This is a genomic window from Desulfotomaculum sp. 1211_IL3151, assembly GCF_036763075.1.
In the GTDB taxonomy this organism is placed as follows: Bacteria; Bacillota; Desulfotomaculia; order Desulfotomaculales; family Desulfotomaculaceae; genus Desulfotomaculum.
In genome coordinates this window covers 47,019-72,660 of record NZ_JBAIYV010000010.1, presented here as the reverse complement: position 1 = coordinate 72,660, position 25,642 = coordinate 47,019, and the positions used below count along the sequence as shown (strand labels likewise).

General features: G+C 44.2%; 24 protein-coding genes and 2 riboswitches. Of the genes, 22 read left to right on the top strand and 2 right to left on the bottom strand.

Annotated elements, in window-relative coordinates; translation table 11 throughout:
- The first annotated feature begins 230 nt into the window (after positions 1-230).
- Positions 231-339: riboswitch (SAM riboswitch) on the top strand.
- Between the two features lie 96 nt (positions 340-435).
- From V6C11_RS01665 to V6C11_RS01650, 4 genes are all read left to right on the top strand, one after another.
- Entirely contained in the window at positions 436-1,635 is a 1,200-nt protein-coding gene (locus V6C11_RS01665) for a homocysteine biosynthesis protein (RefSeq protein WP_333529340.1), read from the top strand.
- 20 nt (positions 1,636-1,655) lie between these two features.
- Positions 1,656-2,057, top strand: a complete 402-nt coding sequence (locus V6C11_RS01660) for an NIL domain-containing protein (RefSeq protein ID WP_333529342.1) — start codon at positions 1,656-1,658, stop codon at positions 2,055-2,057.
- Position 2,058: 1 nt separating this feature from the next.
- Positions 2,059-2,802 carry a UPF0280 family protein gene (locus V6C11_RS01655; RefSeq protein WP_333529339.1) on the top strand — a complete coding sequence of 248 codons (744 nt, stop codon included), beginning with the start codon at positions 2,059-2,061 and terminating at the stop codon, positions 2,800-2,802.
- Between the two features lie 107 nt (positions 2,803-2,909).
- A complete protein-coding gene (locus V6C11_RS01650; RefSeq protein WP_333529338.1) occupies positions 2,910-3,329 on the top strand; it encodes a ferritin family protein in 420 nt (139 codons plus the stop codon).
- Positions 3,330-3,412: 83 nt separating this feature from the next.
- On the opposite strand, the gene metE is transcribed toward V6C11_RS01650, so the two are convergent.
- Both metE and V6C11_RS01640 read right to left on the bottom strand, forming a co-directional pair.
- Positions 3,413-5,707, bottom strand: coding sequence for a 5-methyltetrahydropteroyltriglutamate--homocysteine S-methyltransferase (gene metE / locus V6C11_RS01645; RefSeq protein WP_333529337.1), 2,295 nt, complete (start codon positions 5,705-5,707; stop codon positions 3,413-3,415).
- Positions 5,708-5,747: 40 nt separating this feature from the next.
- Positions 5,748-5,881: riboswitch (cobalamin riboswitch) on the bottom strand.
- A gap of 200 nt (positions 5,882-6,081) precedes the next feature.
- Positions 6,082-7,092 carry a PRC-barrel domain-containing protein gene (locus tag V6C11_RS01640; protein ID WP_333529336.1) on the bottom strand — a complete coding sequence of 337 codons (1,011 nt, stop codon included), beginning with the start codon at positions 7,090-7,092 and terminating at the stop codon, positions 6,082-6,084.
- A 114-nt stretch (positions 7,093-7,206) separates the two neighbouring features.
- On the opposite strand from V6C11_RS01640, the gene V6C11_RS01635 reads away from it, so the two are divergent.
- The 18 genes from V6C11_RS01635 to tilS all read left to right on the top strand — a co-directional run bounded on the left by V6C11_RS01635 (position 7,207) and on the right by tilS (position 25,619).
- Positions 7,207-7,839 carry a 50S ribosomal protein L25 gene (locus tag V6C11_RS01635; RefSeq protein ID WP_333529335.1) on the top strand — a complete coding sequence of 211 codons (633 nt, stop codon included), beginning with the start codon at positions 7,207-7,209 and terminating at the stop codon, positions 7,837-7,839.
- Between the two features lie 128 nt (positions 7,840-7,967).
- A complete protein-coding gene (gene pth, locus V6C11_RS01630; protein WP_333529334.1) occupies positions 7,968-8,585 on the top strand; it encodes an aminoacyl-tRNA hydrolase in 618 nt (205 codons plus the stop codon).
- 152 nt (positions 8,586-8,737) lie between these two features.
- On the top strand, positions 8,738-9,157 hold the full coding sequence (locus V6C11_RS01625) for a hypothetical protein (RefSeq protein ID WP_333529333.1): 420 nt from the start codon (positions 8,738-8,740) through the stop codon (positions 9,155-9,157).
- Between the two features lie 163 nt (positions 9,158-9,320).
- Positions 9,321-12,830: a transcription-repair coupling factor gene (gene mfd, locus V6C11_RS01620; RefSeq protein WP_333529332.1), complete on the top strand. Its 3,510-nt coding sequence runs from the start codon at positions 9,321-9,323 to the stop codon at positions 12,828-12,830.
- Positions 12,831-12,892: 62 nt separating this feature from the next.
- A complete protein-coding gene (locus tag V6C11_RS01615) occupies positions 12,893-13,927 on the top strand; it encodes a SurA N-terminal domain-containing protein (protein ID WP_333529331.1) in 1,035 nt (344 codons plus the stop codon).
- Positions 13,928-14,060: 133 nt separating this feature from the next.
- Positions 14,061-14,621: a stage V sporulation protein T gene (gene spoVT, locus V6C11_RS01610; protein ID WP_333529330.1), complete on the top strand. Its 561-nt coding sequence runs from the start codon at positions 14,061-14,063 to the stop codon at positions 14,619-14,621.
- A gap of 71 nt (positions 14,622-14,692) precedes the next feature.
- Positions 14,693-16,228: a nucleoside triphosphate pyrophosphohydrolase gene (gene mazG / locus V6C11_RS01605; protein WP_333529329.1), complete on the top strand. Its 1,536-nt coding sequence runs from the start codon at positions 14,693-14,695 to the stop codon at positions 16,226-16,228.
- A 13-nt stretch (positions 16,229-16,241) separates the two neighbouring features.
- On the top strand, positions 16,242-16,562 hold the full coding sequence (locus tag V6C11_RS01600) for an HU family DNA-binding protein (protein ID WP_333529341.1): 321 nt from the start codon (positions 16,242-16,244) through the stop codon (positions 16,560-16,562).
- Between the two features lie 16 nt (positions 16,563-16,578).
- Positions 16,579-16,833, top strand: coding sequence for an RNA-binding S4 domain-containing protein (locus V6C11_RS01595; protein WP_333529328.1), 255 nt, complete (start codon positions 16,579-16,581; stop codon positions 16,831-16,833).
- A 167-nt stretch (positions 16,834-17,000) separates the two neighbouring features.
- On the top strand, positions 17,001-17,954 hold the full coding sequence (locus V6C11_RS01590; protein ID WP_333529327.1) for a SpoIID/LytB domain-containing protein: 954 nt from the start codon (positions 17,001-17,003) through the stop codon (positions 17,952-17,954).
- A gap of 286 nt (positions 17,955-18,240) precedes the next feature.
- Entirely contained in the window at positions 18,241-18,525 is a 285-nt protein-coding gene (gene yabP, locus V6C11_RS01585) for a sporulation protein YabP (RefSeq protein ID WP_333529326.1), read from the top strand.
- A 28-nt stretch (positions 18,526-18,553) separates the two neighbouring features.
- A complete protein-coding gene (gene yabQ / locus V6C11_RS01580) occupies positions 18,554-19,114 on the top strand; it encodes a spore cortex biosynthesis protein YabQ (protein ID WP_333529325.1) in 561 nt (186 codons plus the stop codon).
- 198 nt (positions 19,115-19,312) lie between these two features.
- Positions 19,313-19,549, top strand: a complete 237-nt coding sequence (locus tag V6C11_RS01575; RefSeq protein ID WP_333529324.1) for a helix-turn-helix transcriptional regulator — start codon at positions 19,313-19,315, stop codon at positions 19,547-19,549.
- Positions 19,546-19,989, top strand: coding sequence for an FtsB family cell division protein (locus tag V6C11_RS01570; protein WP_333529323.1), 444 nt, complete (start codon positions 19,546-19,548; stop codon positions 19,987-19,989). Before V6C11_RS01575 ends, V6C11_RS01570 begins: the two co-directional genes overlap by 4 nt.
- A gap of 98 nt (positions 19,990-20,087) precedes the next feature.
- Positions 20,088-20,468 carry a S1 RNA-binding domain-containing protein gene (locus V6C11_RS01565; protein WP_333529322.1) on the top strand — a complete coding sequence of 127 codons (381 nt, stop codon included), beginning with the start codon at positions 20,088-20,090 and terminating at the stop codon, positions 20,466-20,468.
- Positions 20,469-20,538: 70 nt separating this feature from the next.
- Positions 20,539-21,429, top strand: coding sequence for a Ppx/GppA phosphatase family protein (locus V6C11_RS01560; protein ID WP_333529321.1), 891 nt, complete (start codon positions 20,539-20,541; stop codon positions 21,427-21,429).
- 88 nt (positions 21,430-21,517) lie between these two features.
- Complete coding sequence (spoIIE, locus tag V6C11_RS01555; RefSeq protein ID WP_442886015.1) at positions 21,518-23,989, top strand: stage II sporulation protein E; 2,472 nt, start codon at positions 21,518-21,520, stop codon at positions 23,987-23,989.
- A 211-nt stretch (positions 23,990-24,200) separates the two neighbouring features.
- On the top strand, positions 24,201-25,619 hold the full coding sequence (gene tilS, locus V6C11_RS01550) for a tRNA lysidine(34) synthetase TilS (RefSeq protein ID WP_333529319.1): 1,419 nt from the start codon (positions 24,201-24,203) through the stop codon (positions 25,617-25,619).
- Positions 25,620-25,642: the final 23 nt, after the last annotated feature.

Below are 25,642 nucleotides of genomic sequence, written 5' to 3'. Positions count from 1 at the left end.
CCTCCTTTTCTTATATTATAACACAGTGCGATAAGGTGCGATACAAACAAAAGAGAAAAAGACAAAAAAATAAGCCTATATCAAGGCTTTTGGGCAATTTTTCTTTATTCAACTGTCAAAGACCCGAGCCCCAAAAACGCAAAAAGCTGGGGCCGGTGGCAAAAAATCTGTTGACAATGTAAACGGGCATTGCTAAACTAATACTTACTTAGTAACTAATTAAATATGCGCTCTTATCCCGAGAGGTGGAGGGACTGGCCCAATGAAACCCAGCAACCGTCCGGTAATATCCGGACAGGTGCTAATTCCTGCAGAAGATATTCTTCTGACAGATAAGAGGTAAGCTATAACCGTGATTGCGGATAAAGCCTCTTCTGTTGGGAAGGGGCTTATTTGTTTTTGTGGTACGGAAGAGCGCAGAAGGGGGATTATGAAATGGCTGTTGAAAGAACCTATGCTGAGATTAATGCTCGCATTAAGGCAGGCAAAGCAGTGGTATTGACCGCTGAAGAAGTAATTGGCAAGGTGAGGGAGCAGGGATTGTCTAAAACCGCTGCAGAGGTGGATGTGGTAACCACTGGTACCTTTGGACCCATGTGCTCTTCTGGTGTATTTTTAAATTTTGGGCATTCCTCTCCGCGGATGAGAATGTCAAAGGTTTCACTGAATAATGTGCCGGCCTATACAGGTATTGCTGCAGTGGATGCCTATATCGGGGCCACGGAAATTCCTGAAGAGGATCCAGCTAACAGTGATTACCCGGGCGAATTTCGCTACGGTGGCGGGCATGTGATAGAGGATTTAGTGGCAGGGAAGCCCATCGAATTGAGGGCATTATCCTATGGTACGGATTGTTACCCGAGAAGAGAGATAGAAACAACCATTACCTTAAATGACATCAACGAGGCGATTTTATTTAACCCTCGCAATGGTTACCAAAATTATAACTGTGCTGTTAACATTGGTGATAAAACCATCCATACCTACATGGGAACCCTGAAGCCCCGATTAGGAAATGCCAACTATTCTACCTCGGGACAATTAAGTCCCCTGATGAAGGATCCGAATTTTGCCACCATTGGGGTAGGAACGAGGATCTTCCTGGGCGGAGGGATCGGCTATGTGGTTTGGAATGGTACCCAGCATTTTCCCGGTTGGCTCAAGGATCAGGAAGGAAATGTGGTGGGCTCAGCCGGCGGAACCCTTTCGGTCTTAGGAGACCTTAAGCAAATGAAAACAAAGTGGCTAAGGGGAGCAAGCTTCCTGGGCTATGGTGCTACGCTAACCGTAGGTCTGGGCATACCGATCCCCATACTTAACGAAGAAATACTACGCTATGCTGCTTTAGCCGATGAAGAACTGCATGCTCCGGTGGTTGATTATAGTGAAGCCTACCCCAATCGGGTGGGAGGTAATTTGGGCTTAGTCTCCTATGCCCAATTGAAATCAGGGAAAATTACGGTGGCTGGCCAAGAAGTACCTACGGCACCCCTTTCAAGTTACCCCAAAGCTCGGGAAATTGCTGGTCAATTAAAAAGTTGGATTAGCAAAGGGGACTTTTTGCTGGGTGAACCAGTGCAGCTTCTGCCTGGTCCTGCTGCAGGGCTAGCCGGTAAACCCTTGGAGATTAAGTAATGGAAGGAGTGTCGAACAAGATGTCGCCTCATAAAATTGTTTTGCGTTTTACAGCAGCAACCTCTGATCAACCGATCATCTACCACCTAGTGAAGGATTATGACCTGGTGGTAAATATTCTCAAGGCACAAATTAATCCGCACCTCGAAGGGACGCTTGTTTTGGACCTTTGGGGGGAAAGATATGAGGAGGGCATCGAGTATCTGCGTCAACAGGGCATTTCGGTGCATCCCCTTAATCAGGAAGTGGTTCGCAATGATGATCGTTGCATAAGTTGCGGGGCTTGCACAGGTCACTGTCCTGCCGGGGCACTCTTTATAGACCGCCCCTCCATGGAAGTACAGTTTGATGGGAACAAATGCGTAGTGTGCTTACAATGCTTAAAAGTATGTCCGGTTCGGGCGATGGAGGTAAGAATATAACATGGATTATACCGAGCGCACCTATCGTGAGTTGCATCGACAGGGAGACCTGATCCATTTCCAGGTAGGAGTTAAAGAGACAGATCTGGATATAGGTGTGCGGCGGGACCGTTTTACCCCCCAGTTGATCGGCTGGGTGGAAAAACTAATAAAAGAGCAACGCTTACTTTTGGCGGAATATATTAAAGGAGATCCTGTTTTTCGAACCACACTGGAACCTCACACCCTTTTGCCAGGGGCCCCGGAGATTGCCGTAGATATGGCGAAAGCGGCCCAATTGGCGGGAGTTGGCCCCATGGCTGCGGTGGCAGGTGCATTTTCCCAGGTGGTGGGGAAAGCCTTGGCCCGTCGCTCCCGGGATGTCGTGGTGGAAAACGGAGGGGATATCTTTATTAAATCCTCCCTTACACGAAGGGTAGGGGTTTTTGCTGGGACCTCCCCCTTTAGTAATAAAATTGCCCTGGAAATTCAACCCTGGCAAACCCCATTGGGGATTTGCACCTCCTCTGGCACGGTGGGTCATTCCCTAAGCTTTGGCAAATCCGATGCAGTGATTATTTTATCTGTCTCAACAACCCTGGCCGATGCAGTGGCCACTGCGGCGGGCAATTATGTGCAGAGCGAAGAGGATGTCCAAAGGGCGGTGGATTTTGCTGCCTCGGTTAAGGGGATACTCGGTGCTGTAGCCATCAAAGGAGAAAAGCTGGCGGCCTGGGGGCAGATCAAATTGGTGCCGATGGGCTAGGGGTATATTTATTCTATTGCAAGAAAAATTCAATAATTTTGTCATGGAAAAATTCCCCTATATAGTTTACAATGGGGTAAAGATAATAACTAAAGGGGGTTATGGTTTTGCAATTAACAATTAATGACGTTTTAGATGTAGCCATTAAATCGGAGGAGAGCAGCTATAAATTTTACAATGCAATGGCAGCCAAGGCAAAGCTGGCAGAAACCGAGAAGGTATTAAAGAAATTAGCTCAGGATGAAAAGGATCATTTAGATTACCTGCTCTGGTTAAAATCCGGTGAACCGATCAATGAACAAGTCTATTTTGATGGCTTTGAGGAAGCCGGCGAATTAAACCCGGAAATGACCCCGAAGGAAGTTTTAGCCATTGCCATACAGCGGGAAGATGCCGCAGCTAAAATGTACAATCAGATGGCAGATATTTTTAAAGCACAACAGGATAAGAAGTTTATCTTTGAACGGATGGCCAGAGAAGAAGGACACCACAGCGCAGCCGTGGCAAAGTTAATGGAAGAGTTTTAAGCAAAAACAGGTTTTCCCGACGGGGAAACCTGTTTTTTAAATATAATCATTACTAAATTAAATTTTATTTTAAGTAAGGTCCGTTAAACAAGCATCAGCATTTGTAATCCTGACCGAATATGGTGTGCTGCCATGGTCATATTCGTTAAACTTTGTCTTACCTCATCCCACTTACGAGTTTTGAGGCCGCAGTCAGGGTTAATCCACAGTTTGGACGGAGGCAAAACCCACATTAATTGTCTGATTTTCTCTTCCAGTTCCTCTGTGGAGGAAACCCTGGGAGAGTGAATATCATAAATGCCGGGTCCAATTTCTTTATCATATCCTTGGGCTGAAAAAACAGCCAACAGTTTATTGCCGCTTCTTGAGGTTTCAATGGTAATAACATCGGCATCCATTTTCTCGATGGCATGGATACTATCATTGAAATCGCTAGAGCACATATGGGTATGGATCTGCGTTTCTAAGGCAGCCGAACTAACAGCCAATTTAAAGGATTTAACAGCCCAATTTTCATAATAAGCAACTTTTTCTTTTCGTAGAGGATACCCTTCTTTGAGTGCGGCTTCGTCAACCTGAATAATCTTGATGCCAGCATTTTGAAGATCATGAATCTCATCCCGAATGGCCAAGGCAATTTGTTCACAGACAGCAGATCGCTCGATATCATTTCGGCAAAAGGACCCATTAAGAATGGTTACAGGTCCGGTTAACATTCCTTTGACAATTTTATTGGTTTTGCTTTGGGCATATCGGATTGTATGAATGGTCATTGGCTTTGGTCTGCTGACATCACCATAGATAATTGGAGGTTTTACACAGCGGCTGCCATAGCTTTGCACCCAGCCATTTTTTGTGAGAATAAAACCTAAGAGTTGTTCACCAAAGTACTCCACCATGTCATTTCTTTCTGGTTCGCCATGTACCAAAACATCCAGCCCAATATCCAGTTGAAATTGTATGCAGGTATCAATGTGTTTTTTAATTCCTTTATCATATTCTGCTTGAGAAATAATGTTATTTTTGAAATCCCGTCTCAGCTTCCTAATCTCATTGGTTTGAGGAAAACTTCCAATGGTTGTTGTCGGAAGCAGAGGCAGATTGAGTATTCTCCGCTGAATGTCATTCCTGTCGTTAAAAGAGCCGACTCGTTCCTTTTTTTCAATGCAACAAACTCTCCCTCGAACCAAGGGGTTTATTGCTTTAGGCGATTGTTGTTTTGTTATAAATATACGTTGATTATCTTTTAAAATGGATGGGTGGTTCTCAGAATCCCTTTCAATAAAAAATAACTTGGCAAGATCCGATAGTTCTTCAAGTTTTTCCCGGGCAAAACTCAGCCATGACTTAATTTCTTTGTCTAGCTGGTTCTCATGTTCCAAAGAATAAGGAACATGTAATAGAGAACAGGTGGTGGAAGGGATGATATCTTCCCTTTTTACATGTTTTTCTATGTTTTTAAGTAAAGTCAAGGTACTTCGATAGTCATTTCTCCAAATATTTCTTCCGTCGACAATGCCTGCAATTAGTTTTTTACCGTTCAGACAATTAAGAATTTTTAGATTTTCCGGTCCGTATAGAAAATCCAGTCCGATACCATAAATCGGAATATCAAACAGTGTTTTTACAGCTTCCACCGCATGATCAAAATAAGTCATGACGATCAGTCTAAGCCTGCTATCCACGTTGGCTAATTCTTTATAGGATAAGTAAAACAGTTCAAGGGTTCTTTTGTCCAGATCCTTTACGACGATTGGTTCGTCAAATTGAATGTATACTTCATCATCAAGAAAAGCCATTTTCTTAAGCAGAGAAACGTAACAAGGCAAAATTCTTTGGAGTAGTTCCAAAGTATCCGGATTACGATCAACACGTTTGGAAAGAGATAAAAAGGTTATGGGTCCGATCAAATTAATTTTTGTGCGGATGCCGTATTCTTTTGCTTCTAAATACTCATTGATTATTTTATCTGCATTTAATGAGAAGTCCATGGTATCGGAAAGTTCCGGGACAATGTAGTGATAATTGGTATTAAACCACTTCGTCATTTCCAGCGCCACAGCGTTACTCGTTCCGCGGGCCATAGCAAAATAAAGCTCTTGTTCGTTGTGGATGGTACGAAATCTTTCCGGTATTGCATTTAACATCATTGCTGTATCGAGCATGTTATCATACAAACTAAAATCATTGCTGCTAATAAAAGAGATACCAGCCTCTTTTTGATATAACCAGTGTCTTCGACGTAATTTTCTTGTCCGATCGGCAATCTCTGCAAAACCGATTTTTTGATCCCAATAATGTTCAAGGGCTTTTTTCAGTTCTCTCTGTTCTCCGATTCTCGGAAAACCGACTACATAAGTGGCTGCTCCTGTGTACAAAGTAATTCCTCCTTTTTTGTTTGCGCGACAAAAAATTAGCAAATTACCATGGTACTCGGACTCCGGACTTGCCAAAACAGCCTTCCGTTACCGTAGCGCGACTGCGTCCGATTCTCACGGACTTCCCCATTTGCGGTAATTTGATTAATAATTATAGAGTATCCCACAATGTTTGTCTATACATTGATAGTATGCTGCCTTCGAATAAATTCACCTGCCTTGGGCTAAAGAAAGGTGTCTGAGCTTCAGTTTTGTGCTGAAGATCAGACACCTTTTCGTGTTAGCTGTCAGCCCGTAACCTTTTAGGCCCAAGGCTCATGGCCCAGGGGCCTAATTAGCCTTGCAACTATCAAATACAGCAATAAAGCGGAGGACTATTCTTTTTTAATCTCTGTATTTTCTTCTGGTACGATGGGCTCCCCGATCGCTTCTTGTTCATCCTCGCTTTCGTCCTCGCTGGGATTTTCTTCGCGGGGTAAAGCACCGGGGGGTAATTCATGGATTTCAACGAGATCTTCTATCTGTTCAACACGGGTTAATTCCTCGGTCTGGCGTGGTAGTGAGCCTGGTGGTAAATCTTGAATAACAACCTCGTCATGGATAACCTCTTGGCGGTTTAAGGCTTCTTCCTCTGATCTTAGGGTGCCTGCCGGCAAATCATGAATGACAACATCGTCTTCGATGGGGTCGTCTTTACTTTTTCTCTTAACCCGTTCACGTAGCGTTTCTCCGAGATCTTTCGTTTTGCTTTCAATTTCCTCCACCTTTTTGCTGCTTATTTCTTTCGTTAACGTACTAATTTCCTTGGTTTTTTGTACCGTGCTTTCCCAGATATGATTTGTACTGTCTTTGAGCTGTTTAACGGTTTCGTGTAAACCGCCATCAACTTTAACCAAGTTTTCTAAGGCATCCACGGACGTTACGACTAATTCTTTACCAATGGTCTTAACAAAGGCAATTTCCATAAAGGATTTACCTTTAAATAGGCTGTTTAAAAAGTTGCCGCTAATCTCCAGGCCAACGATTTGACCACTTATTTCATCAACATAAAACTCATCTACTTCCCCGAGATCGGAACCATTTTCTGCGATAACTTTGCTGCCGATGATGTTAATTCTTTCTTTGTAAAGCTTTAAAATGTCTGGCAGGCTGGTACCCTTTTCAACGATTGCTCCTTGATCAATGGTGATGGCATCGGCACCTACGCTGCGTACTTTACCATAAGGGGCAAATTTTTGATCTTTAAACCAACCTTTTTGCTCTATAATTAGGGCGGCTATCCTTTGCTGAAACGGATCTACAACTAACCCCTTGACTGCACCCATTTCCTGGCCCTCGGCAAGACTGATGATCGGCATACCAATAAATTTTTTGCTCTTGCGCATTATTAGGCCCCCCTTTACATCAAACTCATTATATTGATCTTTATGCCCTGGAATTGTTTGATATGACCAAAAATAGGGAATAATAGGGACATATTTAGTTGGGAGGGTAATTTTATGACAGGTTCAAGGTTAAATGCAACTGTGAGAGAAACAGATACAAAATCGATTGCTAAGCAAATTAGAAAAAGCGGTGGTGTTCCCGGTGTAGTTTATGGCAAAGAAATGGGGTCCATGAGTATTTCCGTTGACGCCAAAGATTTAAAGAAAATTCTTAGTTCTGGAACCGGACGAAACACGCTTATTAATATGAGTGTAAACGGTGGCAAACAGACTGTAATGGTAAAGAGTTTACAGATGGATCCGGTGGATCGCACGATAAGGCATGTGGATTTTCAGCAAGTTTCTAAAGACTCCAAAATTAAGACGGTCGTTCCCATTCAGTTGGTAGGTACTCCCAAGGGTGTCGCATTGGGTGGAGTAATTCAGCATGATTTGCGCAGTGCGGAAATTGAATGCCTGCCCAATGAAATACCGGAAGCAATTAAGGTAGATATTAGCGGCTTAGAAATTGGTGATGTCATCTCGGTAAGTGAGTTAAACGTGCCTGCGGCTGTTCGGATTTTAGATCATCAACACACAACCGTGGTAGGTTTAGCCACCATGAAGGCACCGGAGCCAGCCGGCCAGCCAGAGGTGCCACCGGAACCTGAACAGGAGGCTAAAGCTAAAACGATTGAAAAGGAATAAACGAGACGATTTGATTGAATTGCTAAAGAAATGGGTTATCCCTAGAATGACACGGGATAACCCTTCTTTCTATTGCCTTGATACAAAAGCTGGGGTAAAATACCTTCGATAAGGGAGGTAAGTGTTGAATGAAATTAATTGTGGGCTTGGGAAATCCCGGTGGAGAATATGCCCAAACCAGACATAATGTCGGGTTTATGGTTGTTGATGAATTGGCAGCTAGTTTGGGTGTCAGGGCGGAAAAGAAGCAGCACAAGGCTTTGCTTGGCCAAGTTAATATTGGGCCGGAAAAGGTCATCCTGGCGAAGCCTCAAACCTTTATGAATTTAAGCGGCCAGTCAGTGGTTGCCTTGATGAATTGGTATAAACTAGCCCTAGAGGATTTACTGGTTATTGTGGACGATATGGATTTACCCCCGGGGACTTTGCGTATTCGCAAAAATGGGAGTGCCGGTGGACAAAGGGGCTTACAAAATATTATTGAATTATTGGGTACCCAGGATTTTGCCCGCATGAGGGTTGGCATTGGGCGGTCTGCCTATGGGTCTGTGGGTCATGTGTTGGGTAAAATCAGTGAAGAAGAGGCCAAGTCCATTGGGCCGGCTATTGAGACTGCTGTTGAGGCGGTGAGGGTTTGGGTATTGGAAGGGACTTCGGTGGTTATGAATAGGTATAATAAGAAGGCTAAGACTAAGAAGAAGGAAGAAGAGCAAGTGGAGGCTCAGGGGAGTTCCCAGGTAGAGTAGTTTGGTTGCGGGGTTGGTGTGGGGGGATAACGATAGCACCTGCTAGTATGGAGGGGTATCTTCCCTATGTACTTATAAGGCCTAGGACCTATGGCCCATGGCCATTTTGCTATTGTCGTGCTGTCTAGGAAAAAGCAGAGGTGTCTTCTACAATGACAGATATTGCACCACTTAATTACATAGCTGCATCCTTGTTAGCCGCCGGAGTTTCGTGGGTAATTAACGGGTGGGTAATCAATTCCTTAGGTGGGCGGGGGATTGCTTTTTTGACACCGTTGGTGGAGGAAATGGCTAAGACTCTGGGGGCAGTTTTGCTGGGGGCAGCTCTGGTTTATACGCACATCGGTTTTGGTGTGGTGGAGGCTTTGGTGGAAATGAAACGCAGGGGTGCAAGGGGAGTTGGGGCGGCTGGGATGGCGGTGGCGGCCCATGGGTTATTTGGTTTGTTGACGGCGAGGGTTTATGCGGTGAGTAATTTATTGGCAGCTTTGTTTGTGACGTATCTGGTACATACCGCCTGGAATTGGTTCATACTATACTATAGTAAACAAACCAGCTTGACGAGGGAATAATGACGGAGTATAATTGGCCAACATAGGAAAGTAGGAAAAGTTTATCTTTTTGCCTGGTGGAATAAGGGAGCCCCTTAGGTCCAGCCGGGCTGAAGCTATTTTCTGTACTTTATTTAGTTACCGAAATAAAATAGTCCCCCAGGGGCATGATTCAGGAGATAAAATGAACGGATTATTACGGCCGTTGGAGTTAACAATTGAATATCAAAACTTACTGCAGGGATTGGCGAAGGGCTTAAATCAGCAAATGGTTTTTGGCTTGGCTGGTTCCCAGCGCAATTATTTATTTGCCGGGCTTTCCCATACCAGGAGATCGATCCTAGTGGTCACACCGGGTGAGACGGAAGCGGGCATTGTGCTGGATGATTTAGTTTCCTTATTGCCTGGGGTTTCTGTCCAACCCTTTCCAGTTTGGCAGCTTTTGCCTTATCAGGTGCTAGCCCATAGCAACGAGGTATTGGCTCAGCGGTTACGGGTTTTGGAAAAACTATCAGACGGGGAACCGATGGTGGTGGTTACCTCGGTGGAGGCTTTGTTGCGCCGGTTGACGCCACTGGAGGTTTTCCGCCAGGCCAGGGTAAAATTATCCTTGGGCCAACAGGTAGATTTGGCAAAGCTGCTCTTGAACCTGGTGGAATTGGGTTATGAGAGAGTCGATCTGGTGGAGGGCAGAGGACAGTTTTCTAGTCGGGGTGGGATTGTTGATATTTATCCCATGACCGAGGATCTGCCAGTACGGATCGAGTTTTTTGATGATGAAGTGGATTCTATTCGTCACTTTGAAGTGGCGAATCAGCGTAGTTTGGATAAATTAAATGACATTAGCATTTCTCCCTGTCGTGAATTGATCGTGAATCCCGAAATCTGGCAAAGGTGCGAGGTAAATTATGAACTAGAGCTCAAAAACCAGCTAAAGAAACTGCATCGGTCCGGTTCTGTCGATGCGGTACATCAGCTTTCCTCCCAAGGGGCAATGGTTTTAGAGCAAATCCGCAGGAGAATACCCTTTGATGGTATGGAACAATTGCTTTATCACTTCTATCAAGAACCAGTGACCTTATTTGATTATTTTATCGAAGAGCCCCTTGTATTAGTGGATGACCCTGTGCGCTTTAAAGAAGTAGCCGAAACCATTCTCAAAGAAAGAAATGAAACCTACACCGATTTGCTAGGCAAGGGGAAGGTTTTGCCGGGGCATTTTAATAGTTATTTGGAATGGCGGCAAATGTTAGCAGCCATCGAACGAAGGCAGGCAGTCTTCTGCTCCTTTTTACCAAGGAATCCCCAGTATCTTAGAATACAAAACGTGGTAAATTTTCCAGCCAAAGCAATGCATAGTTTTTTGGGCCATGCGGAGGTTTTGGCTGATGAAATTAGACACTGGCGCCGTAAAAGCTATGCCATTGTTTTGCTGGTTTCTTCTGAGGAGAGGGCAGCCAGTCTGCTGCAAACATTAAAAGACACAAAAATAGATGCCTTTCGGGTAAAACAACTGGATAATGAAGTAAGAGATGGCAATGTGGTCATTACGGTGAGCCACTTGGCCAATGGCTTTGAGCTGATATCTGGGCGCCTGGTGGTTATTACAGATGCAGAGATCTTTGGTCAGCGAAAAAAAGCACGCAAGCAGCGTTCCCGCCCCGACGGAAAAATGGAACCATTGGCGGATTTAAAGGCGGGAGACTATGTTGTTCATGTAAATCATGGCATAGGGCGTTATTTAGGGGTAATTACCTTAGATATAGGGGGCTTGCAAAAGGATTATTTACAGCTGCAATACGCAGGTGAGGATAAACTTTATGTCCCAACGGATCAAGTTGCCATGCTCCAAAAATACCTGGGGGCAGAATCCGATCATCCGAAGTTATCGCGTTTGGGTGGTACGGAATGGTCCAAAGCAAAGGCTAAAGTACGTGAGGCAGTAAAGGATATGGCTGAGGAATTATTGAACCTTTATGCCTCCCGTCAGACTGTCCAGGGGCATGCTTTCCCCAAGGATACTCCCTGGCAGTCAGAGTTTGAAGCCCTCTTCCCTTACGAAGAAACCCCGGATCAGTTGAGAGCCATTGAAGAGGTAAAAGTAGATATGGAAAAGGTAAGACCCATGGATCGGCTGCTCTGTGGGGATGTCGGTTATGGCAAAACAGAAGTAGCCCTAAGGGCTGCCTTTAAAGCAGTAATGGATAACAAGCAGGCTGCGGTGCTGGTTCCAACGACCATTTTAGCGCAGCAACACTACAATACCTTTCGGGAGAGGTTTGCCAATTACCCTATCCGGATCGAAATGTTATCTCGCTTCCGTACCCCCAAGGAACAGCGGCAAGTGCTGGCTGGCCTTGCCCTGGGGGAGGTAGATATTGTGGTTGGTACCCATCGCTTGGTTCAGGATGATATTGTTTTCAAAGACTTAGGGTTGTTGGTAGTGGACGAAGAACAACGGTTTGGGGTTAGTCATAAGGAGAGGCTTAAGCAAATACGTAAAAATGTTGATGTATTAACCCTATCAGCTACTCCCATTCCTCGGACGCTGCATATGTCACTGGTGGGGGTAAGGGACACCAGTCTTTTGGAGACGCCCCCAGAGGAACGTTTCCCAGTCCAAACCTATGTCTTAGAAGAAGATGCGGTATTAATTCGAGAGTCCATCAGACGTGAATTAAATCGGGGCGGGCAGGTTTATTTTGTCCATAATAGGGTCGTTGACCTAGACCGCATTGCTGGTTGGCTGCAAAATTTAGTTCCGGAAGCCAGACTTGGTGTAGCCCATGGTCAAATGAAAGAAGATGAACTGGAACAAATTATGATCGAATTCATGGATGGGGAATATGACGTGTTGGTATGTACCACCATCGTTGAGACCGGTCTGGATATATCCAACGTTAACACGCTCATTGTTAAGGATGCGGATCACTTTGGTTTATCCCAGCTTTATCAGTTAAGGGGCAGGGTTGGGCGGACAAATCGGTTGGCCTACGCTTATTTTCTTTTTAGACGGGATAAGGTGCTTACGGAAGTTAGTGAAAGAAGGTTATCTGCCATCCGGGAATTTACCGAGTTTGGCTCCGGCTACAAGATTGCTATGCGGGATTTGGAGATTCGAGGAGCAGGCAATATTTTAGGAGCACAACAGCATGGTCATATCGCAGAGGTGGGCTTTGATTTGTACTGTCGCCTATTGGAGGAAGCCGTGCAGGAAGCCAGGGGGCAAAAGGTTGAGCAAAATGTCGATACCTCGGTGGAACTCCCGGTGGAGGCCTATATTCCGGATACCTATGTGCCGGATGGCAACCAGAAGGTAGAACTCTATCGCCGTTTAGCGGCCATGGGTACACTCGATGAAGTTTCCGATTTGGAAGAGGAACTGGTGGATCGCTATGGGGACTTGCCTGACAGTGTACGTTGTCTGGTACAGGTCACCAAGTTAAAAATTATGGGACGACAGCTTAAGATTAAAAGTATTAGTCGCTCCCAAGGAAATTTCCGCTTGCTTTTCGTGCCGGATGCTCCCTTAGACGGGGAAAAACTGGTGTCGGTCAGTGAGAAGTATAAGAATAATGTTAAGTTTCATACCTCCACGGATGGATTTGAGATAAAGCTTATGACCAAGGATAAAGGTGATCTATCCCTTAGAAAGTTAGAGCAATTAGAGAGCTTTATGGGCCGGCTGAAATAACTTGCCGGCCTTTCTTGATCGTTGTATAATGGCCATATCATGTAAAAGGGGGAACTGAGTTAGTGAAAAATAAATATTTGCGGATTTGGATTCCGGTACTTGTTAGCCTGTTGCTCTTGGTCACAGGCTGTGCCAATAATAAGGCTGACGTAGTAGCCACCGTTAATGGGAAGGATATTACCCGCCAGGAATTGGACAAGCAGTCAAACTTAGTATTTGAGAGATACAAACAACAAGGATTTGATTTAGGTGCAGAACAAAATAAAGAGATGAAGGCCCAGTTGGAGCAAAATATCTTGGAAGATTTGATTACCAAAGAATTGGTTTTACAAGAAACTGAAAAGCAAAAGCTTATGCCAAGCAAAGAAGATGTTGATAAGAAAATAGCCGAAATAAAAGAGGGCTTCAGCAATGAAGAGGAATATAACAAGGCCCTGGAAGACAATAAAATTACCGAGGCAGACCTAAAAGAGCAAATCGTTTTGGAGGAATCCTCTCAGAAGCTATATGAGAAGGTAACCGCCGATGTAAAAAAACCGACCGAAGAGGAAATTTCTGCATTTTATAATGAGAATAAGCAGCGGGAACCAATTGGTACCCCAGAACGCCTGGAAGTAAAGCATATGTTATTTGCCATTGATAGTGACACGCCTGGAGTTCCCCAACGAAATGACCAGGAAGCCCTGCAGGCTGCCAAATTGGCTTTAGCAGAAGTGACCCAAAAGGGCCGTGATTTTTCTGTTGTGGCCAGGGAAAAATCAGATGATTTAGGGACCAGGGAAAATGGCGGCAGCTATACCATTGATAAAGGTACCAACACCACGGATCCAGCCTTTGAAAAAGCTGCCGTGGCCTTGCAGCCCGGGGAGGTTACCAAGGAGCCGGTAAAGAGTTCCTATGGCTATCATATTATTAAACTTGAACAAGTTACGCCTGCTTCTACCAAAACACTGGCAGAAGTAAAAGAAGGCATTGAGGCCCAATTAGAAGCCCAGGCAAAACAAGCCAAATTTAGCCAATTCATTGGTGATTTGAGAAAAAATGCCAAGGTAAATAATAAATTAGCCCCAGAAACAGGGGATTCGTCAAAAAAATAGCTAAAAAACGAAAACCCGAAAATAAACTTCTAACAATGGAAAATTATGAATAACACCTTCCCTCCCGTTATATACTATCAATGAAAGTTAATCCGCGTAGATTATGCAGAAAAAGGAGGGAAGAAATCTTATTATGAAAGCAACGGGTATTGTTCGTCGTATTGACGATTTAGGTCGAGTTGTTATACCAAAAGAGATTAGAAGGACATTGAGGATTCGTGAAGGTGATCCCCTCGAAATTTTTGTTGACCGTGAAGGTGAAGTGATTCTTAAAAAATACTCACCCATCGGAGAATTAGGTGATTTTGCAAAAGAATACGCTGATTCGTTATATGAAGCCTTAGGCCACATTGCTTGCATCGCAGACCGGGATACCATCATTGCCGTGGCTGGGGCTCCTAAAAAGGAGTTTATCAATAAACCCATTGGCCCCAACGTAGAAAAAGTAATGGAAGATCGCAAGGCTGTTGTGATTAACACACCAGGCAATGATCCCCATTGTAAAGAATGCGGCATCACTGAGGATGGCGAGTGTAAATACTCTTCGGAAGTAATTGCACCCATTATATCCGAGGGAGACCCAATTGGCGCAGTTATTCTAGCATCGAAAGACCCCGACATTAAAATGGGAGAAATGGAGCTAAAATTAGCTGAGACTGCTGCTGGTTTTCTTGCCAAACAAATGGAACAATAAAACAGAAGCAAACGGGCCGAAAAGGCCCTTTTTTTCTTTAAAACGGATATCAAGAAGGGTGGGATTAAAAAATGGACAAGTTTATTACCATTGTTGGCCTGGGACCAGGTGATCCCGGTGTGTTGCCGCTGCAGGTGTGGGAATTACTGAATGATGGATCACCCGTTTATTTACGAACGGAAATTCACCCAACTGTTGATTGGTTAAAACAAAAGGGGATAAAGTTTTTTGCCTTGGATCACCATTATGAAAGATGCGAGACCTTTGAAGAGGTGTATGCCAATATTGCTCAGGAGTTGGTGGAGGCAGCAACCAGGCAATCGATTGTTTATGGCGTGCCAGGGCATCCCATGGTAGCTGAGGATACCGTACGCAGGGTGACGGAGTTGGCAGCAGCCAAGGGAATAGGCATTAAGATCGTGCCGGCCATGAGTTTTCTAGATGCTATGTGGTTGGCCCTTGGCCTAGATCCATCGAAGGGGATACATATTATTGACGCCTTGCGTTTGGAAGAACAAAAACCGGATCCCACAGTGGGTACCGTTGTGACACAAATTTACGACAGAATGATCGCCGGAGAAACCAAACTAAGCCTAATGGAATATTACCCAGATGAACATAGGATTGCCGTTGTGCGTGCGGCAGGAATACCCAAGGAGGAAAGAATACAACGGATCCCGCTGTATGAATTAGATCGTTTAGATTGGATTGATCATTTAACCAGTTTATATATTGAACCAACGAATGTGGCCGCGTCTGCTGCTGCTGCTGCTTGCCTATTTCCGTTGGACCCGCTGGTTGAAGTTATGCAAAACCTAAGGGGGGAACAAGGCTGCCCCTGGGATAGGGAGCAAAATCATGAAAGTCTGAAACCTTATCTAATTGAAGAAACCTATGAGGTATTAGAGGCCCTTGAGCAAGGGGAAATGTATAAAATTTGTGAAGAATTGGGAGACTTATTACTACAAATCGTTTTTCATGCACAAATTGCCAATGAAAAGGACCATTTTGATATCAATGATGTTATTCAATCGATAGTCGAAAAAATGGTGCGCAGACATCCCCATGTTTTTGGGTCAATCCATGTGAAAAACAGCGAAGAAGTATTGATCAATTGGGATAAAATTAAGTCCCAGGAGCAAGGGGGGACGGCCAAGGAACAGCCATATTTAGCTGGTATTCCCAGGGCATTACCAGCATTATTGCGAGCGAGCAAGGTGCAAGCAAAGGCTGCCCGCATCGGCTTTGACTGGCCGGATTATCATGGGGCGGTGGCGAAGGTAACGGAAGAATTACAGGAAGTGCTTCAGGCCAAAAAAGACTGCGAAACACAGGCTGTGGCCGAGGAACTAGGGGATCTGCTATTTGCTGTAGTAAACCTGGCAAGATTGCTTCAGGTTGATTCCGAAAACGCCCTTTCTTTAGCCACCAACAAATTTATAGATAGATTCCAGTTTATTGAGCAACAGGCAGCGCAAGCAGGGAAAAAATTATCAGAATTAACCCTAGAGCAAATGGATCTGTGGTGGGAAGAGGCAAAAATACATAAAAAACAAGAAAAAGAAGAGGAAAAATTTGCTTCCAGGGAGGAAAAGCTAATAAAATAGCGAAATAGCAAAGATAGTTTATTCTGAGTTCAAGGAGGGTCCTTATTTGAACAAGGCCGAACTAATTACTGCAGTTGCAGAGAAAACCGAATTAAGTAAAAAAGATGCCGAAAAAGCAGTTACCGCTGTTCTTGGTTGCATTGAAGAGTCTTTAGCGAAAGGGGATAAGATTCAGCTGGTGGGATTTGGTACCTTTGAGTCAAAGCCCCGCAAAGCCCGTGAAGGTCGTAATCCCCAAACGGGTGAAACCATTCAAATCCCCGCCACGAGAGTGCCAGTATTTAAAGCCGGCAAAACATTAAAGGATGCTGTGGCGGACCTCCCTGTAGAATAGTTTTGGAGGCTCAAAATTGAGATTAGACAAGTTCCTTAAGGTTTCTAGGGTTATTAAACGACGCACGCTGGCTAAAGAAGTATGTGATAGTGGTCATGTACAAGTAAACAACCGAGTGGTCAAGGCAAGCCTTGAGGTCAAGCCAGGAGATAAGGTAGAGATCAGTTTTGGTTCAAGAAAAACATGCTTTGAAATCTTAGAGATTAAAGAAACTGTTCCGGCAAAGGAAGCAGCCAGTCTTTATAAGATTATTGAGCAAGGATCATGTTAGGGAGTGTCGTAACCGACACTCCCTTTTTATATTGAATTGCAGGGACACAAGGGGACGGTTCTTCTGTGTTGTTTGTAAACAACACAGAAGAACCGTCCCCTTGTGTCCCTAGCATATTTTTGTTTCTGGCGGCAGAAAATATAGCAAACAGAAATGGAGGGATTCGTTTGCGAAAAAAAAGTTTGTTATTGCTGACCTTGCTTCTGCTGGTGAGTATAACTTTAGGCTGTCAGCAAGCCGCCAAAAAACCACAAGAAGAAACAGTACCACATCGTTTTAAGGAGGAGCCAACCATTAGTCTTTATAATAACGAGACCGGGCAAAAGCAACAAATCAAGCTGGAGGAGTATGTAACGGCGGTTGTGGCAGCAGAAATGGAGCCAGCCTGGCCCACCGATGCTTTGGCTGCTCAGGCTATCTTAGCCCGTACATTTACCATGGAGAATATTGAGTCCGGCCGAGTGAAGAAACTCCATGGCACGGATGTATCAACCAGTGTTGAGGAATCCCAGGCCTATGATCCTTCTAGGATTAATGAGAATGTTAAAAAGGCTGTGGCTAAAACCAGGGGACAAGTTATTACCCACCAAGGAAAATACATTAAGGCCTGGTTTTCTGCCAGCAATGGTGGCAAAACAGCCAGTGCAGCAGAGGGCTTGGCTTACTTTAAAACACCCACTCCCTACATTAAGGCCAATGTAGATGATCCCATGTCTATTCAGAACACTTTACCAGAAATTCAAAGCTGGACTGCCACCATCCCTGGATACAAGGTACAGCAAGCTGTCAAAAGTGCAGTTGGTTCAGACCCAGGGACGCTAACATCCGCCAGCATTGCAGAGAAGGGTCCCTCTGGCAGAACGGTTAAGCTGAAAATTAACCAGGCAGTTGTTGGGGGACCCGCTATGCGGTTAGGGATGGGCAGTACGGAGGTTCGATCGATGTTTCTAACCAATGTTGCAGTACAAAATGGAAATCTAGTTCTAACCGGAAAAGGCTACGGCCATGGCGTGGGCATGTCCCAATGGGGTGCTAAAAATATGGCGGAAAAAGGTACCTCACCCCAAGACATTATAAAGTTTTATTTTAAAGATATTAACATTGAAAAGTTATATAAATAATTCCTCTGTAAACAACCTACTGATGCCAGTGGGTTGTTTTAATTTGTAATAAGGGCCGTTGGCTGAGCATATATTTAATTAGTCATCAGCCTTTAGCCTTCAGCCAGACCCTATGAGGTTGACGAGGGGAACGACCCCTGTGTTGTTCCGTGACCCATGAACCAGCCCATCAAACACCCAAGGCTCAAGGCCCATGGCCGTATGGTAACGCACAGGCATGGTTATATCTAACACCAAAAGCTGAAGGTTGAAGGCTGATAGCTGAAAAGGTGAACGGGGGGGTACTATGGAGGAATATAAGAAACATGTTTTAACCATCGAGGGGCGTAAGACATTACAACTGGAAGGGGTACAGCATGTAGGCAGTTTTGATGAACAAGAGATAACGCTGGACACCAATATGGGCTTTTTGCAACTTAGGGGTGAAGGAATGCATATTACTCATCTCAATTTAGATGAGGGGAGTCTGGTGGTGGAAGGTTATATTAATGGTTTAGAATATATCGAGGGTAAATCCACCCGGGGGAATAAGTCCAGGGGTAAGGGTTTAATCAACCGAATACTTAAATAGTAAACGAATGAGACAGGTGGTGCAACGAGTGGTTCCCTTGCAGGATCAGTTTTTTTACTTTGTTTTGACAATAACCATTGGTATGGTGGCAGGGTTATGTTATGACCTGTACAAGGTAATCAGGGGCACGTTAGGGCTGCGCAAGATGGGAACTGCTCTGGGGGATATTTTATTCTGGCTTATCCTGACCGGTATTGTTTTTATATTGCTCTTACTGGGAAACTGGGGTGAAGTTCGTCTTTATGTTTTACTGGGGTTAGCCCTGGGGGCCATACTTTACATAAATATTTTTAGCCGTCGCACGACCAAGCTGATTCAATGGATATTTAAAGCAATTTATCAAATATGGCGAGGTCTTTTAAAAACGATCTCATTTATTTGGGGAATAATATGTTTACCCTTTAAAGGACTTTATTTAATTATAACCGTGCCTTTGGTTTTTCTTGTTAATATCATTGGCAAAGGATTATCAATGATTAAAAAAATCCTGGCAAGATTATTTAGAAAACCCTTAAGGTTAATAAAAGGCGGCATTTGGCATAGAATAACTTCGATATTCCCCATATTTGAGTACAAGAAGAAAGAATAGGGGTGACGGATCTCTCTAGCAAGAGAGAACTGTCACCTTTGTCGCATTCTTAATTAATTTGTTGCTATCTTTTTCCCAAATTGGTCTGGTAAAAATCTTTGTTTGTAGTAAAATTGTAATGAAACTGTAATAAGATTGTACACAACATGTGTATATCCTGTGGATAAATTGTGTATTTATGGTCGGGGGTCAGGCCGGGTGCAACTGGAAATACGAGGTGCAGAAAAACTAAGTTTCCGGGAACGTCAAGTAGTAACTCTAAAAGAAATGGGGCATTCTACTGATAAAATTGCAGCCAAGCTAAAGCTTAGCCCCAACACGGTTGCTACCTTATATAACCGGGCCAAATCAAAAGGGTATCAAGTAGTTATCGTTATTCCTGGGGATAGCTTGGGCTTATTTGGATCGGAGGAAGAGGAGGACATGAATGAATGATTTCCACTGGAAAAGGAAAGGTGACAGAACTTAAACTTCACAGTAACAATATCGAACAGGGGCAAAAGGGGCGTCGAGGAAAAAGAAGTGGTAAGGTAATGATGCTTCTTTCGGTGGCCTTTGTTAGTTATATGGCCTTTTCCCTATTTAATCAATTCACCCGTGTGGATAATATGCAAAGCAGTATGAAAACCTTACAAAGTCAGGTGGCAGAGTTACAGAGTCGTAATGAGGCCTTGCGGGATGAAATTAAACAAATTAAGTCAGACTCCTATATCGAACAGGCTGCCAGGGAACAGCTGGGGCTTGTTAAACCGGGAGAAACCTTAGTTATCCCGACTCAATCCGAACAGGGCAGTACCGCAGTTGAGCAGGGTAACGCTGCTGCAAATAACAATAATGCCGCTTTTGAAGTAAAGTATAAAAATATCTATGATTGATTTAAAGGTTTTCATGTATTGACACTTATAACACTCTTACAATATACTTTTACTAAGTAAAAGTTGGTTTGCCAATTAAGGAGGGCACTTGCAAGTAAATGGCTTTGGAACAAGGAAGTATTGTAGAGGGAGTCGTAACAGGGATTACTAATTTTGGTGCATTTGTTGAATTGCCCGGGGGCCAGACCGGGTTGGTGCACATTTCTGAAGTTGCTGAAGTCTATGTTAAGGACATTAATGAGTTCTTAAAGGTTAATGACAAGGTAAAGGTAAAGATCATATCTGTAGACCCAAAGGGGAAGATTGGTTTATCCATAAAACAAGTTACGGCTGCACCCAGAGGCAGCAGCCGTAAACCAAGATTCCAACCTTCCTTTGAAGATAAGCTGGCCAAATTTATGAAAGACAGTGACGAAAGGTTATCTGACCTTAAAAGGCAGACCGATTCTAAAAGAGGCGGACGAGGCTCAAAATTTTAAATGCATAGTGTATTTAATAAGCATTCCCTTTTTTAGGGAATGCTTATTTATTAAGGACGGGGGTAAAATTATGCGTCTTGCCAGTATCGACATCGGGACAAATTCCACCAGATTTTTGGTGGCGGAGGTAGAAAATGATGGCCTATCCTTGATTAAAAGTGGTCTCATGACCACTCGGCTGGGCCAGGGGATTAATCATGGAAAGTTGCTAATTGAGGCCATGGAAAGGACCGTGGAGGCCATTGAGGCTTTCTTGGGTGAAATAGCAACCCATAACCCGAGGGCTATTATTTTGGCTGCCACCAGTGCGGTGAGAGATGCCGGTAATAAAGATGAATTTTTGCAACTGGTTTTAGCCAGAACCGGTTTGCAAGTTAAGGTTTATTCCGGCGAAAAGGAGGCTGCAGCCAGCTATCATGGTGTCCTGAGCGGGTTGCCTCTGGTTGGGGAAAATACAGTGGTATTGGACGTAGGTGGCGGAAGTACGGAATTTATTTGGCAAAATGAGCAAGGGATTCGTTATGTCAGCTTGCCCCTGGGGGCAGTTCGCATGACAGAAGGAGCCTACTCAGAAGAAAACATGAGAGAAATTATGGCAACGACCCTCGGCAAGATAAAAGACCAGCTAAAGGGAAACGTCTCCCTGGTGGCTGTGGGAGGAACAGCAACGACTCTGGCTGCCATGTCTTTAGGTTCCGTCACATACCAACCGGAATTGGTACACGGTTATTTTCTAACAACAGAGGAGATTAAGCGCCTGCTAAAGCTGTTGCTAGAAACCAATTTAGAAGATAGGAAAAAGATTGTTGGCCTGCAACCCCAAAGAGCCGACATTATTCCGGCGGGAGTTACGATTGTTAAAAATGTTGTGGAAGGCCTGAGTTTAGCGGGTTTAACCGTTTCCGAAAGTGATATTTTGCAGGGGTTGATTTTAGAATTATATCAGGAATTGTCGCAATAAAAACTGGAATAACCTACCAATAATGACAGATATTTTCCACCTCCTATACTATAATGGAGCAAAAGTGACAAAGTAAGGGGTGGGCCTGTTGTTTGAACAAGTGGATATTTATACCTACCAGAGGAAGGGACAGGGTTCAAATAAAAGGAAAGAAGCCGATGTACAGCAAAGCATGGGCAAGGCTAAAAAAACAGAGAATAAGAGGAATCCTTTTTCTTTAGCATTTCTTGGACGAGCCTTAACCAAGGAAAGGTTCATCCTTTATATACTAGGATTCTTCTTAGGCCGGGCTGTTCTTTTGGGTGAACTTTCCCCCTTTGGTATTAGTTTTGTATGTGCTGCTGTGTGGGTGTTTGGCCCCCTGCCGCTGCTCCCCTTAGCTGTTATTGGCGGCTTAATGACAACTTCTCAGGGTATTGATTTTTGGCATAACTGTGCCATTATTGCCACGGGCTTTTTAGCGGTGTTATCTGTAAAGCCCCAGGTTAACCGTCCCTGGCTGGTGATACCGGGAGTTGTTGTGGTAACAATTGTTACCATAAAAAGTATTTTTATCAGTGTGCAGGCACCAGCCCTTTACCCTTACATTACCGCTGGTTTTGAGGCGGCCTTTGCGGGTGTTCTGACCTTTGTTTATCTGCAGGCCTTAACTCCCTTTGCCGGGGGAAATGTGCCACGAATAATGACGGGGGAAACCGTTTTTTGTTTTTTACTATTGTTAACAGGTGTAATCGCTGGTACGGGTGGTCTGGGATATGATTTTGTGTCCCTCAGGGGCATTCTCAGCCGGGTTGTTATTCTATTAGGAGCCTACTTGGGAGGCTTAGGAGTTGGGGCGGCCACAGGGGCGATTATGGGCGTTATTCCGGGCTTAGCCTTTATGGTAACCCCCATTATTATCGGTGCCTATTCCTTCGCCGGGGTATTGGCAGGAGCGGTCAGGGGTTTTGGTAAGTTTGCAGTGGCAATCGGTTTTTTGCTAGGCAATATTTTGTTGGCTGTTTATGTAGCTAATTATGGTGATCTCAGAGGGGTCTTAACTGAAACCGCAATTGCCAGCATGCTTTTCTTATTATTTCCTGCACGGTGGCAAGAAAAAATTATGCAGTACCTGCCCCAGAGCAAGAGGGAAACGATCACGGTGACACCGTCACAAGATATTCGATTAAGGGAACTTACGGTGGATCGTATCCGAAATTGGGCATCCATATTTACAGAGCTTTCAAGGAGCTTTGAACAGGTATCCAGTACCGTTCAGCAAAGCCAAGAGGAGCACGGCCTACAACAGTTATTTACAGAGGTAAGCAAAAAGGTGTGTGAGGGATGTGCCCTTTATCGAACCTGCTGGGAAAGGGACTTTTATCGGACCTATCAAAATATGTTGGATATGCTGTCTACCGTTGAGTTACAAGGTAAGATCGCCATTGAGGACCTTTCGGATGAACTAAAAAAGCGCTGTGCCAGGTTGAAGGAGATGTCCATAACAATTACCTGTCTCTATGAAACTTACAAGGTAAACAACTATTGGCATCAACGTCTACTGGAGAGCAGAGAACTGGTGTCAGAGCAGCTAAAGGGGATTTCCCATATTATGGAGAGCATGTCCAGTGAGTTGGAGTTTGACGTTGAATTGGATGGGGAAATCGATGAGGCATTGAAGAATCAATTTGCAAAAATGGGGATACCCGTACAGGAGGTTTATACACTCCACAAGGAAGATGGTTTGATGGAGGTTGGTATCGTAAAACAGGCCTGCCAAGGGGGCATGGAGTGCCGCTTTACCATCGCGCCGGTTGTTTCCAAAGTTGTGGGCAGGGGTTTTAATGTTGCCAGTACAACCTGCCAATTGAGGTCTGGTGAAGACTGCTGTGCTTTTAAACTTTACCCGGCCCTGAGGTATAGCTTGGATGTAGGCGTTGCCAAAACAGGCAAAGATGGTAATTCTGTGTGCGGTGATACGCATTCCATTCTTCAGCTCAAGGAAGGTCGCATGGCACTTGTTCTATCCGATGGCATGGGGACTGGGTTAAAAGCAGCCAAAGAAAGCGGCACCATTGTTTCTTTGCTTGAACATTTATTAGAATCTGGTTTTGGACAAGACTTAGCAGTGAAAACCGTAAATTCAATTATGATGCTGCGATCAACAGAAGAAACCTTTTCAACGGTGGATTTGGCTATCGTGGATTTATATAGTGGCAACGGAACCTTTTTGAAAATTGGTGCAGTCCCCAGTTACCTTGTCAGAGGGCAGCGGGTGGCGGTGATTAAAACCAGTGCCCTGCCGGTTGGGGTTGTGGAGAACTTACAATTTGTATCTGTCAGTAGGGTGCTGGAAGAGGGCGATCGGCTAGTCATGCTTAGCGATGGTGTGCTCGACTCTTATCGGGGGACGGACGAAGACCAAGATCAATGGATTGCCGGCATTCTTAAGAAGCTAGGCAAAATAGGGGCACAAGAAGCAGCAGACGTTATTCTGGAAGTGGCTCAAAATGCCGCCGGCGGACGAATAGCTGATGATATGACTGTCATTGTGGCCAGGGTATTGGCTTCGGGTGAATAATGGAGGGATTAGGTGAAGGCTGACCCAATCGGATAGGGGTCAGCCTTTTTAGTCGTTAGCCATTCATTATTCGCTGTTAGCCGGCGACAAGGGCGAACGGCTAATAAAAACTAAAGGCTAAAAGCTAAAAGCTAACAACCAAAAGGGAGGAGATTATTGGTAAATGTTGAACCTATACTATATAGCATAGAAAACTAAGGAGACAGGCAGTATGGAGGTGTTAGAAAGAGTATACACTGAAATTGCCCGGCATAAGATGGTAACAGAAGGGCAAAGGGTTATTGTGGGGGTTTCGGGTGGCCCGGATTCGGTAGTACTTTTACATATTTTATATTGTTTAGAAAAAAGACTTGGCATATCCCTTTATGCAGCTCATCTAAACCATATGTTTCGTGGGGAGGAAGCCAAAGGAGATGCTTTATTTGTTCAGGCAATATGCAGCCAATGGGGTATACCTTGTATTTCGGAAGAGAGAGATGTACCTGCCTATGCCAGGTGCAACGGACTTTCATCCCAGGTTGCAGCAAGGGAACTGAGGTATCAATTTTTTTGCGATGTATTACATAAAGCCCAAGGGCATAAAATAGCACTGGCACACCATGCCAACGATCAGGCTGAGTCGGTATTGATGAATATATTTCGTGGATCTGGCCTCAAGGGTTTAGGTGGCATTGCTCCGATGAGAGACAATCTTTATATTAGACCCCTTTTAAAAATACGTCGGGATGAAATTGAACAATATTGCCAACAGCATGGGTTATCTTACAGGATAGACAGCTCGAATCTAAAAACAAAGTACCGTAGAAATAAGCTAAGACATCACCTTATCCCTTTATTGGAAAAAGATTATGCACCCGGTATAGTGGCAATATTATCACGTATGGCTGACCAGATTCGTGAAGAGGACGAATTTCTGGAAGGCCTTGCTTATGAAATGTACCAAAAGGTATTGCTCGACATGAATGGTTCAGCACTGGTTTTGAATCGAAAAGAATTAATGAACCAGTCCACGGTTCTATTAAGAAGGATCATTCGAATTGCTTACCAGCAATTGCACGGAACGAAACAGGGGATAGCCTTTGAGCATGTGGATAATCTAATAAACCATTTGAAAAGAGGCGGTGCTGAAAGAATGATCGAAATGCCGGCGGGAATAAAAGTTAGGCTGGCTCTCGACAGAGTGGATTTCAGTAAAGACCTTATCGGATCACAGCCAACAAAGGCATCTTATCAATTGGAACTGCCGGGCAGCGTTACGATAGAGAACATGAAAGTCAGCACCCGGATTATGAACAAAGACGAAATGCCCTTGACACCTCAGAAACTTCCGCTAAATATGGCGGCTATCGACTACCATCGTGTTGCACAGCCATTGGAGGTAAGGTTTAGGCAAGCGGGAGATGTATTTATTCCCTTTGGTTTGGGTAGGAAAGTCAAGTTAAAAAAATTTATGATCGACCGTAAGATACCAAAACATTTACGTGACAAAATACCTCTAATAGTAGAGAAAGATTCGCAGCGGATAATTTGGGTGGCTGGTATTCGATTGGCGGATCACATTGGTTTAACAAGTTTAACGCAAAAGGTGATTCTACTTAGCTTAGAAAGTGGCAATAATAGTAACGGATAAAATTGATAACAAATAACTGGTGT